14 protein-coding genes are annotated in these 15,467 nt (G+C 48.5%); 4 read left to right on the top strand and 10 right to left on the bottom strand.

Translation table 11 applies throughout. The features are described from left to right. The first annotated feature begins 594 nt into the window (after positions 1-594). The 4 genes from EKM92_RS04980 (at position 595) to EKM92_RS04995 (ending at position 4,219) form a co-directional block, all read left to right on the top strand. A complete protein-coding gene (locus EKM92_RS04980) occupies positions 595-1,581 on the top strand; it encodes an ABC transporter permease (protein ID WP_125708491.1) in 987 nt (328 codons plus the stop codon). After that, the gene (locus EKM92_RS04985) at positions 1,575-2,339 is read left to right on the top strand and encodes an ABC transporter ATP-binding protein (protein ID WP_125708493.1); all 765 of its coding nucleotides are present in this window, start codon (positions 1,575-1,577) and stop codon (positions 2,337-2,339) included. Before EKM92_RS04980 ends, EKM92_RS04985 begins: the two co-directional genes overlap by 7 nt. A gap of 23 nt (positions 2,340-2,362) precedes the next feature. Continuing rightward, complete coding sequence (locus EKM92_RS04990) at positions 2,363-3,424, top strand: ABC transporter substrate-binding protein (protein WP_125708495.1); 1,062 nt, start codon at positions 2,363-2,365, stop codon at positions 3,422-3,424. A gap of 93 nt (positions 3,425-3,517) precedes the next feature. Continuing rightward, positions 3,518-4,219 carry an SDR family oxidoreductase gene (locus EKM92_RS04995; RefSeq protein ID WP_125708497.1) on the top strand — a complete coding sequence of 234 codons (702 nt, stop codon included), beginning with the start codon at positions 3,518-3,520 and terminating at the stop codon, positions 4,217-4,219. 42 nt (positions 4,220-4,261) lie between these two features. Here the strand turns inward: EKM92_RS04995 and EKM92_RS05000 are convergent, their stop codons facing one another. From EKM92_RS05000 to EKM92_RS05045, 10 genes are all read right to left on the bottom strand, one after another. Next, on the bottom strand, positions 4,262-6,190 hold the full coding sequence (locus tag EKM92_RS05000; protein WP_125708499.1) for a copper-translocating P-type ATPase: 1,929 nt from the start codon (positions 6,188-6,190) through the stop codon (positions 4,262-4,264). Beyond that, positions 6,190-6,459: a cupredoxin domain-containing protein gene (locus EKM92_RS05005; RefSeq protein WP_125708501.1), complete on the bottom strand. Its 270-nt coding sequence runs from the start codon at positions 6,457-6,459 to the stop codon at positions 6,190-6,192. Before EKM92_RS05005 ends, EKM92_RS05000 begins: the two co-directional genes overlap by 1 nt. Positions 6,460-6,470: 11 nt before the next feature. Continuing rightward, complete coding sequence (locus EKM92_RS05010; RefSeq protein ID WP_191988945.1) at positions 6,471-6,842, bottom strand: cupredoxin domain-containing protein; 372 nt, start codon at positions 6,840-6,842, stop codon at positions 6,471-6,473. Next, positions 6,839-7,279 (bottom strand): CopY/TcrY family copper transport repressor, encoded by a 441-nt coding sequence (locus tag EKM92_RS05015; protein ID WP_125708505.1) that lies wholly within the window; start codon positions 7,277-7,279, stop codon positions 6,839-6,841. The genes EKM92_RS05010 and EKM92_RS05015 overlap by 4 nt, the downstream gene beginning before the upstream one ends. 120 nt (positions 7,280-7,399) lie before the next feature. Next, positions 7,400-7,930: an NYN domain-containing protein gene (locus EKM92_RS05020; RefSeq protein ID WP_125708507.1), complete on the bottom strand. Its 531-nt coding sequence runs from the start codon at positions 7,928-7,930 to the stop codon at positions 7,400-7,402. Between the two features lies 1 nt (position 7,931). Continuing rightward, entirely contained in the window at positions 7,932-8,801 is an 870-nt protein-coding gene (gene rlmB / locus EKM92_RS05025) for a 23S rRNA (guanosine(2251)-2'-O)-methyltransferase RlmB (protein ID WP_125708509.1), read from the bottom strand. Then, positions 8,776-9,195: a Mini-ribonuclease 3 gene (locus EKM92_RS05030; protein WP_125708511.1), complete on the bottom strand. Its 420-nt coding sequence runs from the start codon at positions 9,193-9,195 to the stop codon at positions 8,776-8,778. The genes rlmB and EKM92_RS05030 overlap by 26 nt, the downstream gene beginning before the upstream one ends. Beyond that, entirely contained in the window at positions 9,192-10,595 is a 1,404-nt protein-coding gene (gene cysS, locus EKM92_RS05035) for a cysteine--tRNA ligase (protein WP_125708513.1), read from the bottom strand. The genes EKM92_RS05030 and cysS overlap by 4 nt, the downstream gene beginning before the upstream one ends. Before the next feature lie 187 nt (positions 10,596-10,782). Beyond that, positions 10,783-12,543 (bottom strand): DNA helicase RecQ, encoded by a 1,761-nt coding sequence (recQ, locus tag EKM92_RS05040; protein WP_125708515.1) that lies wholly within the window; start codon positions 12,541-12,543, stop codon positions 10,783-10,785. 134 nt (positions 12,544-12,677) lie between these two features. Next, positions 12,678-14,978: an FAD-dependent oxidoreductase gene (locus EKM92_RS05045; protein WP_164509903.1), complete on the bottom strand. Its 2,301-nt coding sequence runs from the start codon at positions 14,976-14,978 to the stop codon at positions 12,678-12,680. Positions 14,979-15,467: the final 489 nt, after the last annotated feature.

Raw genomic sequence — 15,467 nt, forward strand, 5'->3', positions numbered from 1 at the left:
GACGTTATTATGTGGGAACGAGGAGAAAGTGTCAACCCTAATTTCAGAAAAAGTTAATCTTTTTTACAAATGAATGATGTACCATTCGATTGCTTCCATAGATGTCGTTAAATTTTGTTGATTTAACGGGACCGTTTTGTGAAATTGTGGCTGATCAAATTGCGTGCGTGTTATTTTTTCAGTTTCGGACCCTCATTTTATTTTAATTTTAAAGGCCTGAGAAATTTTCTGTGTTATCTTTTCTCTAATCTGTTGACAGGACCAATTCAGACGACTATTGTAGACAACAATAACTTGATCGAACACGTCGACAGGATAAGTAACCGCGCAATGTTGCTCAGAGAGCCGCCATTTGGTGCAAGGCGGACAACAATCACAGTGAAAATGGTCCTTAAGTGTTTCAGCGGTGAGCATTGGTAAATCGCTGACGGGCAGACGCTCGTTACCACGTCACGGTATCGCTTCGGCTGTACCGGTTGAGGTTTATTGTGTGAGCAATAAACAACTCCAAGGTGGTAACGCGCATGTCGCCCTTGGCCTAGCAATAGGTCAAGGGCGTTTTTGATGTTCACGATCAAAGAAAGGAATGTATTTATGACAGAAACATCCAACCTCTCCGAAGAGGAAGCACCACAAATTGAAGCCATCCGCGCATTTTTTGCCCCTGCTGCGATTTTTCTGACGTTGATCGCGCAGCTGATCCTCCCAAAAGCCGCTGCCGTCACCGCGAAATCGCTGCCTTGGTACACTGACGTCTTACTCGTGGCGTTGGTGATCACTGTTGCCTTGGCTTTGTATCATTTATTCACTGGCAAAGCACAAGGCTTCGTGTATAAAAGCTATTTTATCGGCGGGGTGTTCTTAGTTTTAGGGCTGTATAATCTGGTCACGTTAAAATTCGCCTTGATCAATCCGCTATTTTTCCCTAGCCCTGAATCGATCCTCAATGTCATTGTCAAAGACTGGGCCTTCTTGTTAAAGTGCTTAGGCTACTCCACGAGGTTATTGCTGACAGGACTGGCGTTTGGCATCACCACTGGGTTGATCACCGGCGTGTTGATCGGCTGGTATGCCAATTGGAGTTACTGGTTGTCGCCAGTGGTCAAACTCTTTGGCCCCATTCCTTCCACTGCTTTTATTCCAGTGGCATTGTCGGCATTTGCCACCAGCTTTCAAGCCTCAGTGTTTTTGATCGCGTTATCCACCTGGTTTCCGATCACGATTTTAACGAACTCCGGCATTATCAATGTCAAAAAAGAATTCTTTGAAGTTGCCGACACCATGGGCGCAAGCGACGCCCAAAAGATCTTCCGCGTTGCCATTCCAGGCGCTTTGCCAGACATTTTCGTCGGGATTTTCAACGGCATTTGCTCATCGTTTATCACCTTGATGACTGCCGAAATGATCGGTGTGAAATATGGCATCGGCTGGTACATCAACTGGCAGCGTCAAATCATGGGTTACGCTAACGTCTACGCCGGCTTGTTAGTCATCGCCGTCAGCTTCAGCTTGTTGATCACGATCTTCTTTAAGATCCGCGATCACTTCCTTCGCTGGCAGAAAGGAATCATCCAATGGTAGAAACATTAGGCGAAATTCAAATCAATGATGTGCAAAAAATTTACCCTGCCGATGGCCTCGGGGCCAAAACCACAGAAGCGATCCACCATGTCTCCGCGACCATTCACCCAGGCGAATTCGTCGCGTTGATCGGGCCTTCTGGTTGCGGGAAATCGACGCTATTGCGCATCCTTGCTGGCCTTGATGTCCCCACTGAAGGCACGGTGATCGTCGACGGCAACCAAATCGCCGGCCCCAGTCGCGAACGCGGCCTTGTGTTTCAAGATGCGACGCTTTATCCATGGTTGACCATCGCAGAAAATGTCCGTTTTGGGTTAAAGCTCGACCATCAAAAAGATACTGACGCCAAAGTGCAAGAGTTCATCGATTTAGTCGGATTGACCGGCTTTGAAGAGCAATACCCATCGCAACTCTCTGGGGGGATGCAGCAGCGCGTCGCCATTGCTCGCGCGTTGATCAACTACCCGAAGATCTTGTTATTCGATGAACCCTTCGGCGCCTTAGATGCTTTCACGCGTATGCGGCTACATGATCAACTGATCAACATTTGGCAAAAGCGCAAATTGACGATGGTCATCGTCACTCATGATGTGGAAGAAGCCGTGTACCTCGCTGATCGCGTGTTCACCATGACGCCTCGGCCAGCAATTTTAAAAGAGATCGTGCCAGTGAACTTACCACATCCGCGCGATCGCAACAGTCCAGAATTCATTGCATTAAAAGAAAAAGTCTTGGGGATCTTAAATTTTAAGGCGTAATTGCCAACGAGGAGTGTCAAGTAATGAAAAAGCAAAACAACAAGAAAACGGCGTGGATCGCCGTGGCAGTGGTCGCAGTGCTCGCGATTTTACTCGCTGTGGTGTTCGTTAATCAAAACAAAAAGTCCGCATCTAGTAGCAAAACCCAAACCACTGCGATCACCAACAACAAAAAAGACGATAACTATGTTTTAAAGCTCGGCGAAGCTGGCGGTGTCTGTGGTGCCCCACAACAAATCGCCCAAGCAAAAGGCTTTTTCAAAAAAGTCGGGTTGAAATACAAAATCGTCAAAACTTCCGCTGATTCTTCTGCGGTTGAAACCGTCACTTCTGGTAAAGTCGATGCTTCTAACACCTTGTTAGGCTCGATCATTCAACCATTAGCCAACGGCGCACAATTGAAGATCACCACTGGTTTACATACTGGCTGTGTCAGCTTACTGACGGCTAAAGGCTCGACCATCAAATCTGCTAAAGATTTCGTCGGCAAGAAAATTGGGGTTTCCACTGTTGCCGGCACTGAAGCCACTTTCACCAAGCGTTGGTTAGGCGATAACGGCGTTGACGTCAACTCCAACACGTCTAAAGTGCAATTCGTGCAATATGATGCATCTGAATTATCAATTGCTTTGGCAAAAGGTCAAGTGGATGCGATCGCCATTGAAGATCCTGATGTCCAAATCGCCGTTAAGCAATACGGCTTTAACGTGTTAGCAAGTTCTGCTAAAACTGCCCCATTCAACACCGAATATTGCTGTGTTGCCTTTGTTTCTGACAAACTTGCTAAAGAACATCCAGAAGTTGCGCGTAAGTACACTTTAGCAATGCAAGAAGCAACAAAGTGGGTCAAGAACCACCAAGGTGAAACTGCAAAAATTGCCATCGCCAAGAAATATGTTGCCGGCAAAGCGTCTGTGAACATGGAAGCCATGGCCACCTACAACTGGAAAGCCTCTTATAACGGCGGGACCAAAGCCTTTGTTCAAGCTGGGACTGATCTGCAAAAACTCGGCATCGTCAACAAAGACACTGATCTCAACGCCTTAGCCAAGAACTCCTTCATCAAGTTTGATGGCGTGAAGTAATTTTCGTGAAGTCTCGAATCGTCATGATTCGAGGCTTTTTTGCGTTGTGAGGTAATTTCTGCGCATAATAGCGGTGAATAGGAGTTGACTATTATGGCTTTCAAAAATCAACGGATCTTAATTATCGGCGGCACCTCAGGCTTTGGCGCTTCAGTCGCAAACTCAGCCTTGAAAGCTGGCGCTCATGTGCATGTCATCGGCCATGACGCCATTCGCCTGCATAAATTTTTAATGACACATCCTGGGATCGCCGGTTCCTCACTTGATGCGAGCGATCCTGAAGCGCTAGATGACTATTTTGATCGTCACGACGATTACGATCACTTGGTTTCAACGCTTGGCGGTGCAATGGGTGGTGGCTTCTTAGATAGCGACATCGCGTTGATCCGCAAAACTATCGAAGATAAGTTCTTTGCGAACCTGACGTTGGCACGCGCAGCCGTCGGTCACATCACGCAAAGTATGACTTTCACCTCGGGTTCTGGTGGTCATCCCCAAGATGCCAGTGGCGCGATCATTGGCAATCAAGCCATCAACACTATGGTGAAAGGATTGGCTGTCGAACTTGCGCCACGTGTTCGTGTGAATGCCGTCTCCCCAACATGGACGCAAACTGGATTATGGCGCGGACTTTCGGAACAACAACTGGCTCAACAAGCCCAAGCTTTCGCAAAAAGCGTTCCCCTTGGTCGCACTGCCACAATTGAAGAAGTCGCGAGTGGGTATTTATATTTGATGCACAACCAATTTATCACCGGACAAATTCTAGCGATTGATGGTGGCGTCGACTTATAAACGCAAAAAATCTGCCGAAAACATTTTTCGACAGATTTTTGTTTATGCAGCCGCAGCTTTGGTTTCGATTTTCACACGGTTCAATAATACAGAGCTTGTGACCACTGACAAACTGGACAACGCCATCGCCAGCCCTGCAAACTCAGGACTCAATGTCAACCCAATCGCATAAAACAACCCAGCCGCCACTGGAATACCTAACACGTTGTAAACAAAGGCCCAAAACAGATTCAACTTGATACGATTGAAGGTCTTTTTACTCAAGGCGAGTGCGCGATCGACATCCATTAAATCGTTTTTAACTAAGACAATGCCACCAGCTTCAATGGCAATATCAGTTCCAGAACCCATCGCAATGCCGACATCAGCGACAGTCAAGGCCGGCGCATCATTGATGCCATCCCCAACAAACGCGACGGCACCGTCTTTTTGCAGTGCCTGCACGTGATCGGCTTTGTCGCCTGGCAACACATCGGCGATCACTTCATCGATCCCGACTTGCTTGGCGATTGCTTTGGCAACACGCACATTATCACCGGTCAACATCACCGTCTTCAAGCCGCGAGCATGCAAGGCAGCAATCGCAGCTTTGGAGCTCGGCTTTGGCGCATCTTGAATGGCGATCAAACCGATCACTTGATCTTCAACGCCAACATAAACAACCGTTTTGGCTTGATCTTGAAGCGCTGCGACTTGCGCTTTCAAGTTATCAGGCAACACACTGTCGGCAGCGAGTTTATCATTGCCGACAAAAGCCTGCTTGCCATCTACTAACGCCGTGACCCCTTTGCCTTCGACGGCTTTAAAGTCTGAGACTGTTGCGATCGTCAAGCCATCAGTTTTTGCTTGGGCAGACACCGCAGTTGCAAGTGGGTGTTCAGAGGTCGCTTCAAGGGCGGCAGCGGTTGCCAACACTGTGGCGCGTTCGCCGATGACGTCAGTGACGATCGGCTTGCCGTTGGTGATCGTCCCAGTTTTATCAAAGACGACAGTTTTCACATCGTTGACGGCTTCAAGCACTTCCCCATTTTTGATCAAAATGCCCATTTTCGCTGAACGACCAGTGCCGACCATTAAGGCAGTTGGGGTGGCTAAGCCTAACGCACAAGGGCAAGCGATAACGACAACAGACACGGCGAAGATCAAACTATTAGCCACAGAGGCGCCAACGATCACATACCACACCATGAACGTTAAGATCGCAATGATCAACACCACTGGCACAAAGATATCAGACACTTTGTCGGTGAGCTTTTGGATCGGCGCATGAGAGTTTTGCGCTTTTTTCACCATTTCGACGATTTGGGAAAGCATCGTGTCATCGCCGACTTTTTTGGCGGTGTAAGTGACAGCACCAGTCCCATTAATGGTGGCACCGATCACTGAGTCCCCGGCTTTTTTCTCGACTGGCATACTTTCACCAGTGACCATCGATTCGTCGATTGTCGATTGTCCGTCAACGATCACACCATCAACGGCGATTTTTTCCCCTGGACGGACGCGCAGTTGATCGCCAACGACGACTTCAGACAATGGCAGGCGCACCCAAGCGCCATCACGCATGACTTCAGCGTCTTTGGCTTGCAAGTCGACCAGCTTGGCAACGGCGTTAGACGCGTTGTTGCGCATCCGCTCTTCAAAGACTTGACCGAGCAAAACGAAAGTCGTCACCACTGCCGCAGATTCAAAGAAGACTTCACGCCCAGTGGCCATGGCGTAAATACTATAGAAGTACGCTGTGGCGGTCCCAATCGCCACCAAGGTATCCATATTGGCATGATGTTTAGTAAATGACGCCCATGCACTTTGCCAAAACGGTACCGCTGAGATCACCATCACGATGCTGGTGAGGATCAACATCGTCCACTGGCCACCAGGTAACATCCAGCCGAACAGTGGGTGGAAGATCATTTCCAATACCATGGGCAAGCTAAAGATCAGCGATACCCAAAAGCGGCTGGTAATTGACATTACTTCACCTCCACATGCCCAAAGAACATATCCATCCCACAACTATAAGTGAACGTCCCAGCTTTAGAGGTGTCGATATCAACAGTTTGCGGCTGATCGATCGGCAGCTCGGTTTCAAAATTGAAATCTTTGGAATGCACCACGTCTAAACAACCTTGGGTATTGGTGCGGGTAAAGGTCAATGTGGTTGGAACGCCTTGTTTGACTGTCACAGTTTCTGGTTCATAGCCACCGGCAACGGTGATGTTGATGTTTTGAATTTCTTTCATGATTGTTCTCCTTATTCGATGACTAATTGGCCGTGAAACATATCCATCCCACAAGCCCAAGTGTAAGTGCCAGGTTTTGACGTGTCGATTTTGATCGCTTGCGTTTCACCTTTAGGTAAGGCTTGGTTGATCCCAAAATCTGAGAACACCACGCGATCCAAACAACTCGACGGATCAGTTCGAGTAAAGTTCAAGACTGCTGGGACGCCGGCTTTTAACACGACGCGCTCTGGTGAATACCCACCTTTGACTAACACATCGACAGTTTGTTGTTGATCTTGCACCACGGCGGATTCAGTGGCGACAGCATGTTTGCCGAAGAACCACCAAATAATAAACCCGATCAACGCGATGCCGACGATCAAAACGATCAATTGACTCATGATTGCACTTCCTTTTCACATTCACAGTTATCGGCTAAACAATTACAGGCGACTTGTTCTGGCGCGGTTTTTGCTTTTTCAGCGAGGACGGCTTGCATTTTTTGGATATCTGAGCGACTCAGCGGGCTGCTTTGAAGCAAGTCAGTGAGGATCGCTCCTTTTTTCATGTCACACAAACTATCAAACAAGGTATCCGCAGATTGTTTCATTGCGTGTTGTTCTGAAATTTCTGGATGATACATGAATTGCCGGCCCACCTTCGTTGTGGTCAACGCTTGTTTTTCAACTAAGCGCCGCAACAAGGTTTTAATCGTGGATTGTGCCCAGTCGCGCTTGGCTTGCATGGCAGTGATAATGGTGTTGGTGTCTGCTTGGGTCTTGGTCCAGATCACCCGCATCACTTCCCATTCTGCTGGGGACATTTCAATGGTTGCCATAGGTTCGCCTCCTAAAATCTACATCTGTAACTTACACATATAATATATCGCCATCATCTACATTTGTCAACGCTAAATACAAAAAAAGAGATTTAGACCGTTTGTCTAAATCTCAATGGTTCAATCGTCGCCTTCTTCAAGCTTACGACGCAAAGCATCAAGCTCTTGCGTTTGCGCATCATCCCAAGGGACATTGCGACGTTTCTCTCGAGTGATGAAAGGATCTGCAGAACTGGTGAATTCTTTATGTGAGCGACGGACGTAACCTAAGAAGTCATGCGATGAGATCCTTAAAGCACCGCGAGAAAATACCGTCCATTGTTCTGCTTGATCGCTGGTGACCACAGTTAGTTGCACTAAGGGACTGTTGTTGCGATCAGCTAAGGCTTCAATGTATGAATCTGCAGTTTGCTCTTCATCAGTCCACACGATCTGCATGTCCCATTGATCGTATTTCTGACCAATGCCTGGCACATACATCGCGTCAAATACCACGATGATCTCTGCATTTTCATGAGCGCGGTACTCGGCTAAAACTTGCAATAATAAATCGCGGGCAGCATCGAGTTTGTCTTCGGCTTTCAGCTTTGCCAACTGCGGCCAATTGCCGATGACATTGTACGCATCCACGATCAAGATGTGCCGGCGCATGTTACAGACCTCGGTTAGTGAACGCTTGATACATCAAAATGCCAGCGGCAACTGAAGCGTTCAAGCTTTGCACATGGCCGACCATCGGAATGGTCAAGGTTTGATCCATTAACTTGGCCACACCTGGGGAAATGCCTTTGCCTTCATTGCCGATCACTAAGGCGATGGCACCATGCGCATCCCACTTCCGGAAATCTTGACCATCCATGGCTGTCCCAAAGATCCACACGTTTTTCTCTTTAAGGGTTTTGATGGTATTGGCGAGGTTGGTGACGCGAGCGACTGGGACATGTTCAATGGCACCAGTGGAAACCTTCGCAACCGTTGACGTTAAGCCGACAGCGCGGTGTTTAGGAATGATGATACCGTCAACGCCGATCGCATCAGCAGTCCGCATGATGGACCCTAAGTTATGCGGATCTTCCAAGTTATCTAAAATGATAAAGAAAGGATCATGGCCTTCTGCATGGGCAAACAAGTCATCGATGGTGGCATAGTCATATGGACTCATCGCCAACAACACACCTTGGTGATTGCCGCCATCAGACATTAAATCGAGCTTGGACTTAGGCACTTGAGAGACTAAGATCTTTTTGTTTTGCGCAGCTTTAACGATGGCATGCACTTGATCAGACTTCATATCCGTTTGGACGAATAATTTGTTGATGTTAGTCGCAGAGCCGACTTTTAAAGCTTCTTCGACGGCATGCCGACCGAAAGTGAATTCATTGTCAGTAGGTTCTTGCGGTTCGACTTCCGGTTTCGACCGGCGATCGTCGCGGCGGGCCCGGGCTAAACGTTCATCGCGTTCAGCCTTTTGTTTGGGGTCGCGATGAAATTTACGTTTATTTGGTTGTTGTGATTTGGCCATGGCCAGTTCCTCCTGATTCGACATAATCAATACACCACTGCGCCAATTGATCGATGCGATCGTTTTGCTTGGTGAGTTTCAAATACCCGAACAACGCTTCAAAGCCTGTTGAGATCCGATACGTCACCACATCAGTATGTTTGGCGTGGGTGTATGATTTGGCATTACGTCCGCGTTTAAAATATTCCCATTCTGTTTCAGATAAAAGTTCTTGTTTCTCCATGCCGTCGATACAAGCCGCTTGAGCTTTGGCAGAAACGAAATTCGTCGCTGCCCGTTGCAGTTGATTCGGCCGCACAAAGCCGCGCGAAAGCAAATGCTCGCGCACATACACTTCGTACACCGCATCCCCTAAGTAAGCCAAGGCGATGCCGTTTAGTTGTAATTCACTCATTTGCGGCGCCACCTCGTTCCTTGTGGAGTATCTTCTAAAATGATCCCTTGGCTTTGCAATTCGTCGCGGATCGCATCACTCGTGGCAAAGTCTTTATTGGCGCGGGCAGCGTCGCGCGCTGCGATTTTCGCATCGACGTCAGCATCGAGCAACCCTGCTGCTTCAAAATGCACCCCAAAGATCTGAAGCCATGTGGCCAAGGTCTCTCGCAATAACGCCAAGCTATCAGCTTTTGGCGCGTCGGTTGCGGCATATTCATTCATCAACTTCGCGAGGTCGTAAACGACGGCTAAACCATTTTGCACGTTGAAGTCATCATCCATCGCAGTGGTGAAGGCGTCGGTCAAGACAGCGATTTGCTTAGTGATTTGTTCATCTGCGCCTGCTGGTGCGTCGGCTTGACGGAATTCGACGTTGGTGTCGGCGTTATGCAACTTTTCGAGATTCGTCGCTGCCTCTTGTAAACCCGCTTCAGAATAGCGAATCGGCCGGCGATACTGGGTCCCAGCCATCAAAAAGCGCAACACCATTGGGTCAACAGTTTTGACAATGTCATGCACAGTGATGAAGTTGCCTAACGATTTCGACATTTTGGCATCATCGTCGCCGATGGTCACAAAACCGTTGTGCATCCAGTAGTTAGCAAACTTTTTGCCAGTCTTCGCTTCAGATTGCGCGATTTCATTGGTGTGATGTGGGAATTCCAGATCTTGGCCGCCGGCATGAATGTCGATGGTGTCGCCGAGCATATTCGTCGCCATCACAGAACATTCGATATGCCAACCAGGCCGGCCTTCACCCCAAGGCGATTGCCAAGAGATCTCACCAGGCTTAGCGCCTTTCCACAAGGCGAAGTCGACAGGATCTTCTTTGCGAGCCGTTTCTTCAGTTGCGGTATGTTGACTCGCCCCAAGTTCCAATTCATCGATATTTTTGTTGGCGAGTTGCCCATAATGTGGGGACTTGCGCACACGGAAGTACACGTCACCGTCAACCGCGTAAGCGAAACCTTTGTCCATCAACACTTGAATAAAGTCGATGATCTCTGGGATCATTTCACTAGCGCGTGGGTGCGCGGTCGCAGGTTCAATGCCCACTGCTTTGGTGTCTTCCATGAAGGCATCGATAAAATGTTGCGCCAAATCAAGCGGTTCAACGCCTGCCTCATGTGCCGCATTAATGATCTTGTCATCGACGTCGGTGAAATTCGAAATGTACGTGACTTTGTAGCCGCGGTATTCAAAATAACGCCGGATCGTATCAAAGGCGATCGCTGAGCGGGCATTGCCAATATGAATGTAGTTATAAACAGTCGGACCACACACATACATGTGGACCTCACCTGGCACTAATGGTTTGAATTCCTCTTTGCGCCGCGTCAAAGTATTATACAGTTGCATCTCCGACTCCTTCCAAGACCTAGTTATGTTCATCATACCTAATATTAAACCTGACATAAAGCCCCAACCCGCCTAACGGCACGAAAATCTGTGAGTTCCGGTGGGTCGACGTCGCTACGGAACTCACAGATTTTCTCGGTCAGGCATGATCGTCTACATCGTCTTTAAACGACATCGGACTTTGGCGTTAAGCTTCTTGCAACACTTCAAGGAACTGTTTGCCGTATTTATCTAATTTGTGTTCGCCGATCCCTTTGATCTTCAACATGCCTAAGCGATCTTGCGGCTTTTCAGCAGCGAGTTGTTTAAGGGTTTGATCAGAGAAAATAACATATGGCGGCACCCCTGAGTCTTCGGCCAGTTCACGCCGCAAGTTGCGAAGTTGTTGGAACAAGTCATCATCAACGGCCAGCGTCGCTTTAGCTTTAGCTGCCATTTTCCGTTGGACTTTTTGTTGGCCTTTCAGCACAGCAACGCCACTAGCCGTCAAGCCGATGGTGGGATATTGCCCTCCGTTTGCTGCCAGCAACCCACTGGCGACAAGAAAATCGATGAAGCCGGTGATCTCTTTTTGCGTTTGGGCAGCCATTAAGCCGTAAGTCGATAAGTCTGATAAATGTAATTCACGAATGCGAGCGTTATTGGCACCGCCTAATACTTGCGCCACAACGCCTTTGCCAAAGCGGGAATGCAACCGCACGACACACGATAACACTTTTTGCGCGTCGACGGTGACATCGACGAGTTCACGTTCATCTAAACAATTCGAACAGCGGCCACATGGCGCGGACTTTTCACCGAAATACCGCAAAATGAACTGTTGCAAACAATCGCCGGTGTTACCGTATTGCTGCATGGTTTGCAGTTTCATATATTGATGTTGCTTATATTCTTCGTCGCCATCAGATTGATCGATAAAGAAATGGCGGATCTGCAGATCTTGTGGCGCAAACAACAAAATTGCTTCACTTGGCAAACCGTCACGCCCTGCACGCCCAGCTTCTTGATAATAAGATTCCAAGTCCCCTGGCACTTGGTCATGGATCACAAAGCGGACGTTTGATTTGTCGATCCCCATGCCAAACGCATTGGTGGCGATCATGATCAACTTGCGATCATAAAGGAAGTCTTCTTGATTTTGGGCGCGTTCAGTTTCTGATAAACCGGCGTGATATTTGGTCACTGATAAATGTTTGTGATCAAGGAAGTTGTACAGCCGCTCCACTTCTTTGCGGGTGGAGGCATAAATGATCCCAGATTGATCGTGATTGAGCTTCAAATATTCAGTCAAATAAACATCTTTATCTTGATCGCGCACCACGTTGAAGGCGAGGTTTTCCCGCGCAAAACCAGTGTTGACCATGTTGTGGTGATCAATGTCGAGGCGATCACAAATATCTTCAGCGACGCGGGTGGTGGCAGTGGCCGTTAACGCAACGATCGTCGGATGACTTGGCAGCTGCTCGGCGACTTGTTGCAAGTTCAAATAACTGGGGCGAAAGTCGTGGCCCCATTGGGAAATACAGTGGGCTTCGTCAACTGCCAGCAAGGAAATGTTGAGGCCAGCAAGTTCTGCTTGAAATTGTGGTTGATCCAACCGTTCAGGCGCGACGTATAACATTTTCACAGCACCTTGCGCAGCCAACGTCAGGCGATTCTCCGCTTCTTGATAGGTCAAGCTGGAGTTGATGTAAGTTGCATCGATGCCGTTTTCATGTAAGGCATCGACTTGGTCTTTCATCAATGCGATCAAAGGCGACACCACCAACGTCAACCCTGGCAACACCAATGCTGGGATCTGGTAGCACAACGACTTCCCGCCGCCAGTCGGCATGACGACTAACGTGTTTTCCCCGTTTAAGATCTGGGTGATGGCTAAGTTTTGCCCCGGACGAAAAGCGGGATAGCCGAATTTTTCTTGTAAAATCGTCAGTGCCTGCGCGTTCATCGAACTGCCTCCATTTCTGTCTTATCCATTTTACCCGTCTTATATAGATTACGCAAAAAGTCGGCAAACCATTTTTGACAAAATGATGACAAAAAAGCCTGACGAAAAATCGTCAGACTTTCAGAAAATTCGGTTTACTTTTGCGCTTGTTTCAACGCATCTTGCACAGCTTCTTTCAACGCTTTGCTGGAAACACTGGCACCAGACACGGCATCGACATCAGTGGAGTTGGCTTTGACCATTTCATCAGGTAATTGTTGAATGGCCTTCAACCCGAAGTCACCTGATTCGTTTTGTTGCAAGACTTCGATGTTTTCGATTTTGCCTGCCGCGTAAGTCACGCGAACCACGATTTCATTGCCCATACCAGCGGTGGAACGACCGATGTATTGGTTTTCGCCGGTGGTGTAAGTCTTAGGCGTTGCCGCGAGGTCTGAACCTAAGGAAGTGGTTTGTTGGTGAGCGCTGGCACCGCTAGTGGCATCAGTGGTGCCAGCTGGAGTATCAGCTTTGGGACGTGCGGCGTTCATGCCGGCGATTTTCCCAAAGATCAAGCATTCAGCAAGGTTATTCCCGCCTTGATATTGGTTAGCGGAAATGCCACCGAGTTCACCAGCAGAATACAAATGCGGAATTGGGTTGCCAGTGGTGTCGAGCACTTCAGTCCGGACGTTGCGACGTGGGCCGCCTTGAGTGTTCAACATGCTTTGACGAAGGGCCAACGCGTAATATGGGCCGTCGCCTAAAGCAGTCATCGTTGAAGCCTCGCGATCAAAGGCTTGATCTTCACCGTTATTGGCAAATTGATCAAAGCGGGCGCGGGTCTTTTCCAAGTTTTCAGCAGGCACATGTAAAATGTCTGCCAAATCTGCCAAATTATCCGCATGCGCGAGGCCATCGAGCCATTCAGGCTTTTGCGCTGCAAATTCAGCGTACTTCGCCGCATCAAAAATCAAATAAGGATGCACGTTGTTCGTTGGGATCCGCCAAGTGCCGTGATCATACAAGTGACCGTGACGGTTAGCTTGCGTTTCATTCATATAACGCGTGCCGTCGTCCCCGATGACAAAGGCGGAACCTGCTGCCATCGCCGTCCATGCAAACAAGATCTTGGAACGAGTCCCTTGAGGCTTGCGAATGGTCAACCCGAGAGATTCGTAATTGTGCATATGCCACAAATCAGCGCCAACTTCTTGGCCTAACAGCACGCCATCGCCTTTGTTGTACACAGAACCTAATGGCTGCAACGATTCTGCACCTAAGTAGTCTTGAATCATTTGTTGATTATTTTCAAACCCACCAGTGGCCAAAACGACCCCATTGTTGGCGCGAATGTTCAACAGCACGGATTCGCGTTCGATTTGCGCCCCGATCACCGCTTTGGTGGACGGATCTTGGATCAAATGTTTAGCAGGCGCTTTGAACCAAACGTCGATTTTGTCAGAGCGCTTGGTGACTTGATCACGTAACGTCTTCCAAAAGGCGGAATCAAAAGTCCCATCATGAACTAACAAAACGTCGTAGCTGTCGCCACCTGCATATTCTGGATATTCAGGTAACATCGATACCAGATCTGGTTTTTCATGATGCCAATCGCGACGGACAGAAAATGGCTTTTCGATTTCCAAATACTTTTGGAAATAGTCACTCATCCCCACCATGCCGTCGACATAAGTATCGATCATGTCTTCATCAAGCGCCAATGGGTATTGCAGGCGCTTGTAGTAGGTCTTCATTTCATCAAAGTCTGCAGCAGAGCCGACGATTTGGCCAGCATAACGGGTATTGCCACCTTCATGGCCAAGTGGCGCGGCATCGACTAACAAGACTTTGGCCCCGGCATCAGCAGCAAAGCGCGCAGCTGTGGCGCCGGCACCACCGAAACCTAAGACAATAACATCATAAGTGGCATCCCAGGCAATTTTTGGTTGAGACATAGACGGATCCTCCTGTTTAGAAATCTCTGATTTTAATTGGGCCATGGCCTTGTGGACTTGCGTTTGCGCATCATCGGCCAAAACGCCGTTGGCAAATTGATGTTGAATATCATCAAGCGGCACTTTGGCGATCACCTTAGCTTTAACGCCATGGGCATCCATGGCTTGCGCAATGGTATTCAAACTCGCATGTTGCCCTTGCACCGCAAAGCTGGTACTAAAGATTACCACTGGCTTTTGCGCCAAGCGCGGCTGATCTTGCGTCAAGCTTTGAATAGCGTTGAGCATAGTTTCAGTTTGCGCTGGCTCATGTTCTGCCGTGGCGATTACCAACCCGTCAGCGTCATCGACGGCTTGCTTTGCAGCGGCATCAAGCAGCGGCGCTTGTGCCGCGATAGTCACGACTTGCAAGCTTTGGTGCTTGCGGTGTAAAGCTGATAAAAGTTGACGGTCAAACGCTTTTGGATCTCGCGTCGCCGTCAATGCAACGAACTTCATCAACATCAACTCCTTTAGATTAGTGTAATCCTTGTGAAGCATTGTTTAAAGTCACACAACCGGTGCGTCATTATGCAACAACTGGCATACCTTCTAAATGGCAGCCGATGACAAATTGTCAATCAAGTTGAGAAAAATAATTGATCACGCTAAATTTTAGTTGATTTCAGTGCCGGCCGATCTGAAATCGTATCGAGCATTCCCCTTTGATCACGTTGCCGTGATTTTGCCTTGGGACGGAAGCTGGCCATCGACGCATAGTGAGATTTCCGTTAGCAATTTATTGCTTACGGAAAGCCGCAGGTGGAGATCCACTTGGCGGTGAGCGTAGCGAAACGTCCAAGTTAGCTCCGCCGAGGACCCTCACTATGCGTCGATGAGTCAGCTGGAGTCCCAAGGCAAAATCACAACAAGTCAAAAACCACCCGTTAAACGGGTGGCTTGCTCTGGGGCTATAAGCCCCCGTTACCGGCAGCGTCTCAAGGCGCT

It is taken from the genome of Lacticaseibacillus porcinae (assembly GCF_003946305.1).
Lineage (GTDB): Bacteria > Bacillota > Bacilli > Lactobacillales > Lactobacillaceae > Lacticaseibacillus > Lacticaseibacillus porcinae.

Bases quoted from the DNA above. Each gene is read 5' to 3' on its own strand.
- EKM92_RS04980 (WP_125708491.1), top strand. From the start codon at position 595: ATGACAGAAACATCCAACCTCTCCGAAGAGGAAGCACCACAAATTGAA.
- EKM92_RS04985 (WP_125708493.1), top strand. From the start codon at position 1,575: ATGGTAGAAACATTAGGCGAAATTCAAATCAATGATGTGCAAAAAATT.
- EKM92_RS04990 (WP_125708495.1), top strand. From the start codon at position 2,363: ATGAAAAAGCAAAACAACAAGAAAACGGCGTGGATCGCCGTGGCAGTG.
- EKM92_RS04995 (WP_125708497.1), top strand. From the start codon at position 3,518: ATGGCTTTCAAAAATCAACGGATCTTAATTATCGGCGGCACCTCAGGC.
- EKM92_RS05000 (WP_125708499.1), bottom strand. From the start codon at position 6,190: ATGTCAATTACCAGCCGCTTTTGGGTATCGCTGATCTTTAGCTTGCCC.
- EKM92_RS05005 (WP_125708501.1), bottom strand. From the start codon at position 6,459: ATGAAAGAAATTCAAAACATCAACATCACCGTTGCCGGTGGCTATGAA.
- EKM92_RS05010 (WP_191988945.1), bottom strand. From the start codon at position 6,842: ATGAGTCAATTGATCGTTTTGATCGTCGGCATCGCGTTGATCGGGTTT.
- EKM92_RS05015 (WP_125708505.1), bottom strand. From the start codon at position 7,279: ATGGCAACCATTGAAATGTCCCCAGCAGAATGGGAAGTGATGCGGGTG.
- EKM92_RS05020 (WP_125708507.1), bottom strand. From the start codon at position 7,930: ATGCGCCGGCACATCTTGATCGTGGATGCGTACAATGTCATCGGCAAT.
- rlmB (WP_125708509.1), bottom strand. From the start codon at position 8,801: ATGGCCAAATCACAACAACCAAATAAACGTAAATTTCATCGCGACCCC.
- EKM92_RS05030 (WP_125708511.1), bottom strand. From the start codon at position 9,195: ATGAGTGAATTACAACTAAACGGCATCGCCTTGGCTTACTTAGGGGAT.
- cysS (WP_125708513.1), bottom strand. From the start codon at position 10,595: ATGCAACTGTATAATACTTTGACGCGGCGCAAAGAGGAATTCAAACCA.
- recQ (WP_125708515.1), bottom strand. From the start codon at position 12,543: ATGAACGCGCAGGCACTGACGATTTTACAAGAAAAATTCGGCTATCCC.
- EKM92_RS05045 (WP_164509903.1), bottom strand. From the start codon at position 14,978: ATGAAGTTCGTTGCATTGACGGCGACGCGAGATCCAAAAGCGTTTGAC.